The organism is Myroides sp. WP-1, assembly GCF_014145635.1.
GTDB lineage: Bacteria > Bacteroidota > Bacteroidia > Flavobacteriales > Flavobacteriaceae > Flavobacterium.
In genome coordinates this window covers 23,477-36,993 of the sequence record NZ_JACHTC010000014.1, presented here as the reverse complement: position 1 = coordinate 36,993, position 13,517 = coordinate 23,477, and the positions used below count along the sequence as shown (strand labels likewise).

Below are 13,517 nucleotides of genomic sequence, written 5' to 3'. Positions count from 1 at the left end.
TAAAAAGACTTACTGGCATGTGTTTTGTTAAGTTTTTTGAGAGAGGGAGTTTGTTTTTTTAAAGTTTTGGGTACTATTTAGAAGTTAGTAGACTCAAAGAAGCTTGCTTTTTCTTTCTCTGTTAAAGGATAGTATTATATTTGTAAAACAAAGGGAAATAGTGTTTCATAAAATGAAAAAGGTTGTATATTTATTGAAGCATTTATGTGTAATTAACAACATTAAGTGAATGAAAAGAATAAACTTGAAACGTTTTTTTCTGCTTATCGGAGGAACGGTCTTGTATTTTTCCATGTCGGGGATTTGCTATGGACAGCAGTTGTCTTTTGCTGAGGCTATGCAGGTGATGAATGAAGAGAATAGCTTAATTAAAGCAATGGAAAAACAAGAAGAAGTACACCAATATGAATGGAAAGCTATGAAGGGGTTGCGTGCACCCTCAGTTAAAGCTTTTGGAATGGGACTTTATATGGATCGCTCTTTAGGACTTGATTTCAATGGACTTCGCAATAAAGTAGGTGATTTTGTTCATTTACCCAATGCTGAGGTGTTGGGCAATTGGTCAGTTGATTTCAACAAACGCGATATGGCTTTTGGTGGTTTTATGGCTACTTGGCCACTGTTTACTGGAGGAAAGATTAATGCTGCGGTAAAAGCAGGAAAATTAAAAAGCGAGATTGGAGAAAAAGACTTGGAGCAAACTAAGCATAAGTTAATATCAGAATTAGCTGTTCGTTACTATACCGTGAAATTGGCAGAACGTGCCTTAGTGGTGCGTCAAGAAGTTCTTACGGGAATGCAAAAACACCAGCATGACGCTTTAAAATTAGAAGAAAACGGCATGATCGCTCCTGTTCAACGCATGGCGGCTGATGTTGCGGTTTCCGATGCGAATCGCGAATTTGAGGCAGCTAAGAAAGATGCATCATTAGCGCGGTTAGCACTAGCCAATACAATGGAAGTAGAAGAGGTAACGGCAGATTTAAGCAGTGAGTTTTTTGTGCTCCCTCAATTAGAAGAACTTGATTACTACCAAATATCAGCAACCGATCACTATCCAGCACTGCAAAAAGTAGCGCTGCAAAAAGAATTGGCAGATCAAGGAGTGAAAGCAAAACAAGCGGCAAACTATCCTACCGTAGTAGCTTTTGGACAAACAGTTTTAGCACATAATAATTCGATTAGTGGTTTAGATGTACTATATGACAATAACAAACCTTGGACTATCGGTATTGGAGTAACCTATACGTTGTTTGAGGGATTCAAAAATAAAAATGAAATTCGAGCGGCTAAAGCAACGAGAGAAAGTGTAGAACTTTTTGAGGAAAAAGCAAAGTCTGATATCAAGATGTTAGTTGCGAAGTTGTATCAGGATATTCAAAAACAACAAGAACAAATTGAGAGTTTAACAACACAAGAAGCTATGGCAACGGAGTATCTCAGAGTGAGAAACAAAGCGTTTGTCGAAGGATTTGCTACTTCAACTGAAGTTGTAGACGCTGAATTAAATTTGTCTGTTGTAAAGCTAAAAAAGCTACAGGCACATTTTAATTATGTAGCCAATGTCGCTTCTCTATTTGAATACACAGGATTGAGTAATGAATTTGTCCAATTTGCAAAATAAATTGAAGGTAAGATGAAAAATAAAGTAATAAGTGCTATTGTTGGAATTGTGGTTGTAGCGATTGTTTTCGCAGTTTCTATTTGGTATATGAGCGCACCACAAGAGAGCTACATTCAAGGACAAGTAGATGCAACTCAGATCAATGTATCGTCTAAGATTCCTGGAAGAATCGATGATATTTTAGTGAAAGAAGGAGATAAAGTACAAGCAGGACAAGTATTAGTTCAGATTAGTACACCTGAAATAGATGCAAAACTACAGCAAGTAGAAGCTTTAAAGGCAGCTGCACAAGCACAAGATGCGAAAGCAAATACAGGAGCGCGTAAAGAAGAGATTCAAGCGGCTTATAATATGTGGCAGCAAGCGAAAGCAGGGGCTGACTTTGCGCAGAAAACATATGCTAGAGTAGAAAACTTATACAAAGAAAAAGTAATCCCTGCTCAACAAAAAGATGAGGCCTATGCTAAATATACGGCAGCTCAGGAAGTTGAAAAGGCAGCACACGCAACCTATCAAATGGCAAAAAGCGGAGCGCGATCAGAAGATAAAGCGGCAGCTTTGGCGGTATTTAACCAAGCGAAAGGAGCTGTTGAAGAAGTGTTAATCTACAAAGGAGAAGGTGCCGTAAAATCACCTCAAGATGGAGAAGTTTATACCATCATGCCCAATAAAGGAGAAATCGTTAATTCGGGGTATCCAATAGTCAATTTAGTTGATTTAACTGATGTTTGGGTGAACTTTAATATTCGCGAAGATTTGATGAATAAATTTAAAATGAACACCAAATTTCAAGCGAAGATTCCAGCGTTAGGTAATCAGGAAATTGAATTAGAAGTACAATATATTGCCGTACAAGGGGATTATGCTACTTGGAGCGCAACTAAAGCAAAAGGGGATTTTGATATGAAAACCTTTTTGATTAAAGCTTATCCAACACAGAAGGTAGAAGGACTAAGACCAGGAATGAGTGCTTTAGTAGTTGAAAGTAGTTTGAAGTAAAAATACAAATAACGTGAGTAAAGTTTTTTTATCCCTATTGAAAGAAGAGTTTAAGCGAATGCTGACAACACCTCGTATTTTGGTGTTGATTCTCGGTATTCCCTTGCTGCTGTTTCTCTACTATGGGGCATTGTTACAAGAAGGTGTTTCTCGAGATTTACCCGTAACAATCCTCGATTTAGATAAAAGTAGTACTTCACGTAAACTAGCAAGTTTTATCGATGCTAGCTCGGCGATGCAGATTGTTTACGAAGTAAATGACGAGTTAGAAGGACAAAAAACGGTGCGAAGAGGCGATTCGTTTGCCTTGATTATCATACCCAAAGATTTTCAAAAAAATGTACAAAAAGGAGTGAAAACCAATGTAACTTGTTATTACAACGGACAATATTTACTACCTGCTGGTTTAATTCAACGCGATTTTCAAACAGCAGCAGGTTATCTCGCGGCGGGAGTTCGTACCATATCATTGGAACAAGGAGGCTTAACTCCTAATCAAGCTTTAGCTGCTGTTGCTCCCATTAAAGTTGAAGAACACGTCCTTTTTAATCCCTATACCAGCTATGAATATTACTTAGGTTTGGCTTTTATGCCGATGGCCTTGCAAATTATTATGCTGGTTGTTTCCATTTACGTTTTTGGTGTAGATCTAAAATATAGAAAAGGACAAGAATTACTAGAACGCACAAATAATAAGGTTTGGATTGTGGCTGTAGCCAAAATAGTACCCTATACGTTGGTGTTTATGGTGCTTGGATTTTATATGAATGCCTATGTATTCTATAAATTAAGCATGCCTTTTAAAGGAAATTTCTTTGTTTTGAATGCTTTTTTCTTCCTGTTTATTTTGGTTTGTCAAAGTATGGGCTTCTTTTTAGCTTCGGTAATGAATAGCCTGAGAATTGCGCTGACTATTGGAGGCGCTTATGCGGCTGTAGCTTTTTCTTTTGCTGGGTATACATTCCCACCAGAAGGAATGAGCGGATTTGTTCGAGGAGTGAATTATGTATTTCCATTCCATTCTTATATGCGTTTTGTTGTGAATTATGCCATTCGCGGTATTTCATTTAGCGCAGAACAAGCGGGATATTTAATTGCTTTTGGAATATTCATTTGCTTAGGATTGATTGGAATACCTTTTTATTATAAAAAATTACAGAAAGGAGGCTATGATGCTTAGAGGTTTAATCGAACATTTCGCGTTAATTATGGAATCTTGTAAGCGAGAAATCAAAATGATTTTCAAAGATTCTGCTATTGTAATTACGTATATTGTCTGTGTACTCCTTGTTGCTTTTGTCTATTCTTATGTCTATTCTAAAGAGGTGATTACAGAATTACCTGTAGCTATTGTGAACCAAGATCAATCGAAGATGAGTTTTCAAATTGATCGCATGCTAGACGCTACTCCACAATTAAAAGTAGAGCTACGAACGGCAAGTATGGACTTGGCTCAAGAGGCTTTTTATCAAGAAAAGATTAAGGGAATAATTGTAATTCCAGAACATTTTGGTCGAGATCTACAAAAGGGAAAAGTACCGACATTAGGCGCTTATTGTGATGCGTCTTATATGTTGTATTACAAGCAAACCTTAGGTGCTGTTATGGTTACCGCAGGTACTTTAGGAGGACAGGTTGAGGTGAATAAAATGATGGCAGGTGGAATGCCAATGAAACAAGCAGCGGCTACAAGACGTCCTTTTGATGTGACAGCTAAACCGCTTTTTAATATTAATGGAGGCTATGCAACATTTTTGATGCCTGCTGTGTTTTTAATTGCCATTCAAACGTTACAACTTAATGGAATGGGAATTTTAGCTGGTACGTTGCGCGAAAAACGAAGATTTGGTCAAACCTTTGCTTATGCAACAGGGCGTTTTTCTTCTGTCTTTTTAACTCTAGGACGAAGTTTAGCTTATCTTTTCTTATCTTTATTGATGATGTGGCTGATACTTGGAGTAGTGATGCACCTTTTTACGTTTCCACAACGTGGAAATTTAGTTGAGGTTACGTTGTTTTTAATTCCATTCTTATTAGCGGTTTCCTTTTTGGGGATGACCTTAGCGAATTGTTTTAAGAATAGAGAAGATTCGATTATGACAATCACTTTGTTTTCCATTCCAACGTTGCTAATGACAGGGTTATCTTGGCCAACAACGGCCTTTCCAACAGCAATTAAGGTTGTTTCTTTCTTTGTACCTTCAACCATAGGAACAAAAGGATTTGTTGCTTTAACGCAATTTGGCGCTTCGTTACAGGATGTCAAAGATCTGTTTATGCAAATGTGGTTGGTTTGTCTCTTTTATTTTATGTTAGCCGTTTGGACGAATTGGCGTTTGAGAAGAAAAGATGGGGAAATTACTTCCCAAGAGATATAAAAAAATAGGATCGCCATGCGATCCTATTTTTGTATTGATAATTGATAAATTGATGTCGGTAGTTCTGGATTATCAGGATCTGTACATAAGAGGAAGGTAACTTCTTTTTTACTGTTTTTGTAAACCGTAATTCCTTCAAATTTTTGATCTGTACTAATAGTCTTCGTTTTGTCCAATTTCATTTTTTTGGTATTGATTCTCCCTATAATTGAACCTTTAATTTCTCCATCAGCATAGGTAGAACCCGAATCTTCAGCTGTAGCAATGAAATAGAGTTCTTTGTCTACCAAAACAGCATCTGTAAATCCCGTCTGTACATTGTCTAATTTGGGCAACTTAAAAGGAGTATAGGTAATTCTAAAGTTATCCAGAATACTCTCTCCTGTTACAATAAACACACCGTTTTGCTGCTTAGGGCCGTTTCCACGGTTGAAAAAGTACCAAGTTTCACTGTCGTAAACCACACCTTCAATATTGAAATCTGCATCGTCTAAATGAGCAAAAGCTTTCATCGACTCATACAACAGCTCCAATGATTGCTTACTCACGGGTTCGTTCGTCATTTGGTGAATCTCATACAACGATGTGCGGTTAGGTTTAGAACCCGATCCAAATAAGTAGTAATTAATCCCGTCAAAAGTCATCGATTCCAAATCGGGTTTTTCGGCTTTTGCTATATTTTCTTGCCCTATGTAATCCTCCGTAAGAGCCGTTTTTCGCAATTCTTTAGAAGAGATGTCATAGTGATATAAATAGCTACTATCATCTGCAATTAAATGAAGCTTGTCTTCCGCATAGTACAAACCAGAAGCTGCACTTAATCCGATAATGTGATATAGAAACTCTAAAGTCAGTTTTCTCATGGTTACTTAAATTGAATTTTATAAATTTAATACATCCGAATTACTTAACGAATTAAATTGATATGAGTTTTGAAAATAAATATAAGGCGACAGGAAAGACAGAACTAGGTAAATTAGATACCGTTCCTGATTTTGAGATGAGTCCCAAAAAAGCCATACGTAAATTAGATGAAGTAAGTCGACACTTGAGTAAATTTCAGGAATTGATGTATGCTCATAATCGCTATAGTTTTTTGATTTGTATTCAAGGGATGGATACTGCAGGGAAAGACAGCCTTATTCGAGAAGTATTTAAATCGTTTAATGCTAGAGGAGTGGTGGTTCAGAGTTTTAAGAAACCAACTTCTACAGAGTTAGAACACGATTATTTATGGCGTCATTATGTGGCATTACCTGAAAAGGGAAAGTTTACCGTTTTTAATCGCACACATTATGAAAATGTATTGGTTTCTCGTGTTCACCCTGAAATTATATTAAATGAACGTTTACCACAGGTTACTGAGATAGAAGCAATTGATGATGAATTTTGGGGGAAACGGTACAAGGAAATAACCAATTTTGAAACCCACCTAAGTAACAATGGAGTTATTGTATTGAAGTTTTTTTTACACTTGAGTAAAGATGAGCAAAAGCGTCGTATTTTACGTCGCTTAGGCAAAGAAAAACACCATTGGAAATTTGCACCTGAAGATGTTCGCGAGCGTGAATATTGGGAGGATTATCAAAAATATTATGAAGAATGTATAGAGAAAACAGCTACAGAAGAATGTCCATGGTATGTAATTCCTGCAGACAACAAAGCCTTGTGTCGCTATATATTTGCCAGTGTATTATTAGACGTAACCCAGCGATTAACTGATGTTAGTTTGCCCGAATTGCCTGATCATATCAAAGACAATCTATCGAAATACAGAGAGCGATTGCTCAATGAGAAATAATAGAAAAAGGAGACATCTCCTTTTTTTTTATGCAAGTGTTTGAATGTGTGTCGTATTAGTTTCTTTATTCTTTATGAAGAATTTGTTAAGCTTGCAGATTCTTTCGTTTTCAAGTCAGTATATTTGCACAAATTTTTTAGTACATGAATCTTTCTATTTATATCAAAGAATTTCGATACAATATTCAATTAGCCTATCCAATTATTTTAGCCATGTTAGGACATACCGTGGTTGGGGTAATCGACAATATTATGGTTGGTAAAATTGGACCGACAGAACTAGCTGCTGCTTCGTTGGCTAATAGTTTTGTGTTTATTGCTATTTCTTTAGGAGTAGGTTTTTCTACTGCTATCACACCATTTGTAGCAAAAAGCGATGCTGCTCATGATTTAGAAGGAGGACGATCAACGTTTGTCAACGGGTTGTTCCTGTGTACTGTAGTTGGTGTTTTGTTGTTTTCGGTTATCTTCTTTGCTAAACCTTTTTTGGTTTATATGGGACAACCAGAGGAAGTAACCGTGTTGGCCAAGCCCTTTTTAGACATTGTTGCCCTGTCTATTATTCCCTTAGTCATGTATCAAGGGTATAAGCAGTTCGCAGATGGAAAATCGCAAACAAAAAACTCCATGTATGCGACATTACTTTGTAATGGGGTGAATTTGTTATTCAACTATTTGCTAATTTATGGAATTTGGATTTTTCCAACCTTGGGAATGTTAGGTGCAGCCTATGGAACGTTGATTTCTCGCGTAGTTATGATTATATACATGCATTTTGCTTTGAAAAAACAAGACATGTTCAAACCGTATATGAGTAAGTTGAGCTTGAGCGAAATTAAAAAAAGTGTACTGACACAGATTACTAAAATAGGAGTGCCATCGGGGTTAATGAGCTTTTTTGAAGTAGCCTTATTTGTTGGAGCCGTTTGGTTATCGGGTATGTTGGGAACAGTTTCTCAAGCAGCTAATCAAATTGCCCTTAGTATGTCTTCGATGACATTTATGTTTGCTAGTGGGTTAGGAGTAGCCGCAACGATTCGTGTCGGTAATCAAATGGGATTGAAAAACTATACCCATATGCGTACTGTTGCTCGTTCGATTATGTTGATGGCTTTGGGAATTTACGTTCTCTTTGCTTTGTTGTTTGTCGTTTTTCACAACTATATTCCACTGCTATTCTTAGATGCTAAAGACGCTGCTAATGCGTTGATGAATGAAGAAGTGATTCAAATTGCAGGGCAACTGTTATTAGTAGCTGCTATCTTTCAAATATCAGATTGTATGCAAGTAGTGACGCTTGGTGCTTTACGCGGTTTACAAGATGTAAATGTACCGATGGTCATTACGTTTATTTCGTATTGGATTGTGGGATTTCCATTATCTATTTATTTAAGTTTGTATACCAGTATAGGAACACCAGGTATTTGGATTGGCTTGCTTGCCGGATTAACCGCTGCCGCGATTTTGTTGTACGCTCGTTTTTATCAAATATCCAATCGTTTGATTAATAATAATTTAAATTAACTATATAATGCAATTACCAAAGTTTGTTTTAGCTGATAATACAGATCATTTAGATGATATCTTTATTATCCATTTAGAGTTTCCTCGTTTCATCATCAATTTGAATACAGATGAGATTGAGTTTTTAGAAACAATTGAAGAGTCAGAAGAGTCAGAAGTAGAAGCCGAAATGGAAGCTTTAGTGGTACAAGCCGGAGAGTTCTACGAAAGAGAAATGGCAAGATATGTAGAATCAGAAGAATTAGAAGACTAATTCCTTTGGATCAATAGAAAAACAGCGGTGAAGAATTCTCTTTAACCGCTGTTTTTTTGTGTAGATCTTTTAGTAAAATGAGTTTTACCGTTCGTTTCACTGAAGATTTCTGTTTTTGGGCTGTAAAGTTTTGGTGCAAATGATGCATTTAGCTGTTTTTTTTTGTGTATTATTTTAACTATTAAAATCATTGCTAGTAAAATATTTCACTTTTGGTAGTAATGCTGTTTTGAAAGGCTGAAAATGGAAGAAGGAGTGAAAAATCCCTACCTTTGTGTACTTCAAATTTAGGGTATGAACAAAATTTTAAGTATTCAACACAAAGTGTTGGAAAAAGTAAATAAACAAACGCTCTCTCATCAGACTGTTTATCCAATTTTATTAGCCATTAGCTTTGGACATTTATGCAACGATTTACTACAAGCTGTCGTTCCAGCAACTTATCCGTTGTTAAAAGAAAACTATCAACTAAGTTTTGCACAAATTGGGTTGATTACGTTCTTTTATCAAATGTCATCTTCTCTTTTACAGCCTTTAGTAGGAAATTATACGGATAAAAAACCACAACCTTATTCTCAAATTTACGGGATGTTGTGTACCACTTTAGGAGTCATTTTACTGGCTTTTGCTCCGAGTTATATTTGGATATTGGTTGCAGTAACTTGTATTGGAATAGGATCCTCTATTTTTCACCCAGAATCATCACGTGTTTCGTATGTGGCATCTGGTGGTAAACGAAGTTTAGCACAATCGATTTTCCAAATTGGAGGGAATACGGGTACGGCTTTAGCACCGTTATTGGTAGCTTGGATTGTCTTGTCAACAGGACAACAACAGTTGCTTTGGTTTGTTGCGATTGCCATTGTAGCTCAATTTGTTTATTACGCCATCGGAACTTGGTATAAAGGTGTGTTGAGCCATGCAGCGACCAAGCAGAAAAAGAAAATTCTAATCCCTGAGTTATCTTCATTCAGAGTAAATAGTGCTATTGTTGTACTGCTGCTATTGATCTTTTCGAAGTATTTTTATGTAGCGAGTATCTCTAGTTACTTCCAATTCTATACCATGGATAAATTTGGTATTACAGAAGTTCAAGCCCAAGTCTATCTTTTTTACTTCTTAATTGCTGTTGCTATGGGTACGTTAATTGGCGGTTTCTTAGGGGATAAGGTAGGTCGTAAATATATTATTTGGTTTTCTGTACTTGGAGCAGCGCCATTTACGTTGTTATTACCTCATGTAGATTTAGCTTGGACAGGTATCTTAATTGTTATCATAGGGTTTATTATCTCTTCTGCTTTTCCTTCTATATTGGTTTATGCACAAGAATTATTGCCTAAGAAAATAGGAATGGTATCCGGTTTGTTTTATGGTTTTGCCTTTGGAATGGGCGGATTAGGATCTGCACTTCTGGGATGGTGGGCTGATCATACTTCCATTGAATATATCTACAGCGTATGTGCGTATTTACCACTCATTGGTATTATTGCCTGTTTTTTACCGAATATGAAAAAAGTAACTTTTAGAGAAGAATAATTTGTATCTTGTTGAAAAATAAGAAGATGAAAGTATATCCGTTTTTAGGTATTAGCGTAGTATTAGGAGTTGTAACCTCTTGTCAAACGCAACGAGAATCCACTCAACAAGATGTATCGTATGTAGAGGAGTATAAAATGAGTATTGATAGCTATCAAGACACAGTGAATCCTCAACTATATTATCATACAGATAAAACGCAAATCATTGTTTCGAAAGAAAGGATTGAAGGAATAAAAAAATCCGATGCACAGTAATGCATCGGATTTTTTGTATGTTGAGTTTACTCGATTACAATAGTTTTCCAGTAAGGAACATTGCTGCAATGGTAAAATAGATAATCAATCCAGAAACGTCTACCAGAGTTGCAACAAAAGGAGCAGAAGCCGTAGCGGGGTCCATACCAAACTTTTTCAAAACAAAAGGAATAATAGACCCAGATAAGGTTCCCCATAATACGATGAATAAGAGTGAAATCGATACACTTAAACCGACATACAACCAAAACTCACCATAATCATAGATTCCCGTTTCTTGCCAAATGAAAATGCGTACAAAGCCAATGATTCCTAAAATACCTCCTAACATCAATCCGGAGGCAATTTCTTTGCGCATAACATACCACCAGTCACTGAGTTTTAGCTCACCCAATGCCATAGCACGAATGATTAAAGAGGCAGCTTGTGAACCGGAGTTTCCTCCACTAGAAATGATTAAAGGAACGAATAAGGCTAAGACAACTGCTTTTTCAATTTCTTGATCATAGTAACTCATAGCAGAAGCCGTCAGCATCTCACCTAAGAAAAGCACAATTAACCACCCTGCGCGTTTTTTTACTAATTCAAAAAGAGGAGTGTGTGTGTAGGATAAATCCAGTTCTTCCATCCCCCCGAATTTTTGAATATCTTCGGTATCGCGTTCTTTAATTTTATCCAAGATATCATCAAACGTTACAATTCCCACCAATACTCCTTTTTCGGTAATAATAGGAAGAGCAGAACGATCGTATTTCTCAAAGTCATCAAATGCATCTTCCATTGGGGTGGTTGTAACCAATGAAACGAACGTGTGGTCAATTAAATCAGCAATTAAGGTATCTTCATCAGCGAGTAAAAGCTGTCCTACTTGTAAATCGTCAATTAATACATTGTGATCATCAACGACATAAATATAATTGAGCGTTTCAGCCTTCTTTCCGTATTTTTTGATGTGCTGAAAAACCTGTTTAACCGTTTTGTTTGCTTTGGTTTGAATGTACAAAGGCGTCATCAAACGCGCAATACTATCTTCTTTGTATCCAATTAAGTTTAAAGCAATTTGTTTTTCCGTATCGTTTAGTAGATTAATAGAATATTTAATCAACTCATCGGGAAAGTTTTCCAATAGCTCCGTTCTGTCATCAGGCTCTAAATTGTTCAGTACTTCAGCATAATCCTCTCGCGTCATGCTGCGTACAATTTCTTCTTGAATGTTGATATCTAAAAATGAAAACACTTCGACCTTCAGCTCGGGAGAAAGCTTTAGAAAATGAAGATTTCTCTCTCTTCTTCTCATTTCTGAAATAGCTTCAGCAATGTCGGCTGGGTGCATATCTTTAAAAAACATAGTTAGAATTTTATAAAGTGTTTAACAATCATTTTTTCAATTCAAATGCAAAAGTAAAGCTTAGATATAGGATATTAAAATTTCTAATCATATTCTAATAATTAAAGTTAAACAAAATTAGGCAGACTAGGAGTTAGGAGGAGGTTATATTTTGTTGTTTGGTGAGGTGGTGAGGTGATGAGGTGGTGAGGTGATGAGGTGGTGAGGTGGTGAGGTGATGAGGTGATGAGGTGATGAGGTGATGAGGTGATGAGGTGATGAGGTGATGAGGTGATGAGGTGATGAGGTGATGAGGTGATGAGGTGATGAGGTGATGAGGTGATGAGGTGATGAGGTGGTGAGTCGCTTAACAACGAACAACAATCAACCAACAAAAAGGACACTATACCTCATAACTGACTCCAGCTAACCTAGTCGCTATTCTTGAAGTAAATCAGGATCAATTGTTTTCTTTGTTTTTGCGCCCATATCTTTTAATTTCTGTACTGAAGTTAATAAGTTTCCTTTACCTAAGCTCAGCTTGTTAAACGCACTGTCATATTCGTTTCTCGTTTCGTCTAGTTTTTTGCCTATTTTAGTCAAATCATTGATTAATCCAACAAATTTATCGTGTAATAAACCTGCTTGTCTAGCGATTTCATACGCATTTTCTTGTTGTTTTTGTTGTCGCCAAATGGTTTCTACCGTGCGTAAAGTTGCCAGTAGAGTAGAAGGAGTAACAATGACAATGTTTTTTTCAAATGCTTTTGTATAGAGAGAGTTATCTGCATTTACAGCAATAGAAAAGGCCGTCTCGATAGGAATAAATAACAAAACAAAATCTGGGCTCGTTCCTTTGTACAGCTCATAGTAATTCTTGTCAGACAAGTTTTCGATATGTCTTTTGATAGAGAGGAGATGTTCTTGTAAGAAACGATTTTGCTCCTGCGTTTCTGTGGTGTTAATATACTGTTCATAAGCCACCAAAGAAACTTTAGAATCTACGACTAAATGACGATTGTCCGGTAAATAGATCACAACATCCGGTTGTAGGCGATTGCCATTGTCTGTGGTGTAGCTCGGTTGCGTTTGATATTCTCTGTCTTTTTCTAGTCCTGATTTTTCTAAGACGCTTTCCAAGATCATTTCCCCCCAATTTCCCTGCATTTTATTATCGCCTTTTAGCGCTTTGGTTAGGTTAAGGGTTTCTTCACTCATTTTGGCATGAACTTGTTGTAAACCGAAAATCTGTTGACGCAGTGCCGCATGATGATCGATACTCTCCTTATGAGTTTGCTCCACTTTTTGCTCAAACAAACCTATTTTTTCTTGCAATGGCGTGAGAATCGTTTCCATTTGAGCTTTGTTGAGTTGCGTGAATTTATCACTTTTCTCTTCGAGAATTTTATTGGCTAAATTTTCAAACTGAATCGTGAATTGCTCCTGGAGTTCTAACGTTTGTTTTTGTTGTAAGTCGAGTTTTTCTCTTAGATTGAGCAGTTCTGTTTCGCGAATAGAGATGCGCGCAATCAATTCTTGATTGTCTTGTCGAAGTATTTCGGTTTGTTCTTCTATCTTCTGTTTATCGGTAAGAAGTTGTTTGTTTTGTTGGGTTAAAAACTCTTTTTCCGCTACTAGTTGTAGTGTATCAGCAGTACTAGTTGTTGATTTCGAAGACTTTTTTCCCAGTAGGAAAACAAGCAGTAAAATAGAAAGGATTAAAAGACCTAGAATAATTTCTTGCGACATAGTGTAATTGTATAGTACCCCTCAAAAATAACAAATATTAAACGGTTCTATTGTATTTGAATTGATCCGA

General features: G+C 36.6%; 12 protein-coding genes. 9 read left to right on the top strand and 3 right to left on the bottom strand.

Annotated elements, in window-relative coordinates; all coding sequences use genetic code 11:
• Positions 1-229: 229 nt before the first annotated feature.
• From H4K33_RS12355 to H4K33_RS12340, 4 genes are read left to right on the top strand one after another with little or no spacing between them, the layout of a single operon-like run.
• The gene (locus H4K33_RS12355; RefSeq protein WP_182649417.1) at positions 230-1,624 is read left to right on the top strand and encodes a TolC family protein; all 1,395 of its coding nucleotides are present in this window, start codon (positions 230-232) and stop codon (positions 1,622-1,624) included.
• A 12-nt stretch (positions 1,625-1,636) separates the two neighbouring features.
• Positions 1,637-2,623: an HlyD family secretion protein gene (locus tag H4K33_RS12350; RefSeq protein ID WP_182649415.1), complete on the top strand. Its 987-nt coding sequence runs from the start codon at positions 1,637-1,639 to the stop codon at positions 2,621-2,623.
• A 13-nt stretch (positions 2,624-2,636) separates the two neighbouring features.
• A complete protein-coding gene (locus tag H4K33_RS12345; RefSeq protein WP_182649413.1) occupies positions 2,637-3,803 on the top strand; it encodes an ABC transporter permease in 1,167 nt (388 codons plus the stop codon).
• Entirely contained in the window at positions 3,793-5,001 is a 1,209-nt protein-coding gene (locus H4K33_RS12340) for an ABC transporter permease (protein WP_182649411.1), read from the top strand. The genes H4K33_RS12345 and H4K33_RS12340 overlap by 11 nt, the downstream gene beginning before the upstream one ends.
• Before the next feature lie 23 nt (positions 5,002-5,024).
• Here the strand turns inward: H4K33_RS12340 and H4K33_RS12335 are convergent, their stop codons facing one another.
• Entirely contained in the window at positions 5,025-5,864 is an 840-nt protein-coding gene (locus H4K33_RS12335) for a hypothetical protein (RefSeq protein ID WP_182649409.1), read from the bottom strand.
• A 62-nt stretch (positions 5,865-5,926) separates the two neighbouring features.
• Here H4K33_RS12335 and H4K33_RS12330 point away from each other — a divergent pair, with 62 nt between their 5' ends.
• The 5 genes from H4K33_RS12330 (at position 5,927) to H4K33_RS12310 (ending at position 10,371) form a co-directional block, all read left to right on the top strand.
• Entirely contained in the window at positions 5,927-6,802 is an 876-nt protein-coding gene (locus H4K33_RS12330) for a PPK2 family polyphosphate kinase (RefSeq protein ID WP_182649407.1), read from the top strand.
• A gap of 143 nt (positions 6,803-6,945) precedes the next feature.
• The gene (locus H4K33_RS12325; RefSeq protein WP_182649404.1) at positions 6,946-8,325 is read left to right on the top strand and encodes an MATE family efflux transporter; all 1,380 of its coding nucleotides are present in this window, start codon (positions 6,946-6,948) and stop codon (positions 8,323-8,325) included.
• A 7-nt stretch (positions 8,326-8,332) separates the two neighbouring features.
• Positions 8,333-8,578 carry a hypothetical protein gene (locus H4K33_RS12320; RefSeq protein ID WP_158961209.1) on the top strand — a complete coding sequence of 82 codons (246 nt, stop codon included), beginning with the start codon at positions 8,333-8,335 and terminating at the stop codon, positions 8,576-8,578.
• Positions 8,579-8,872: 294 nt separating this feature from the next.
• Complete coding sequence (locus H4K33_RS12315) at positions 8,873-10,114, top strand: MFS transporter (RefSeq protein WP_255493683.1); 1,242 nt, start codon at positions 8,873-8,875, stop codon at positions 10,112-10,114.
• Between the two features lie 26 nt (positions 10,115-10,140).
• Positions 10,141-10,371 carry a hypothetical protein gene (locus tag H4K33_RS12310; protein ID WP_182649402.1) on the top strand — a complete coding sequence of 77 codons (231 nt, stop codon included), beginning with the start codon at positions 10,141-10,143 and terminating at the stop codon, positions 10,369-10,371.
• Between the two features lie 34 nt (positions 10,372-10,405).
• Here H4K33_RS12310 and mgtE read toward each other — a convergent pair whose 3' ends face one another.
• Positions 10,406-11,719 carry a magnesium transporter gene (gene mgtE, locus H4K33_RS12305; protein ID WP_182649400.1) on the bottom strand — a complete coding sequence of 438 codons (1,314 nt, stop codon included), beginning with the start codon at positions 11,717-11,719 and terminating at the stop codon, positions 10,406-10,408.
• Between the two features lie 417 nt (positions 11,720-12,136).
• Entirely contained in the window at positions 12,137-13,447 is a 1,311-nt protein-coding gene (locus H4K33_RS12300; RefSeq protein ID WP_182649398.1) for a DNA recombination protein RmuC, read from the bottom strand.
• Between the last annotated feature and the right edge of the window lie 70 nt (positions 13,448-13,517).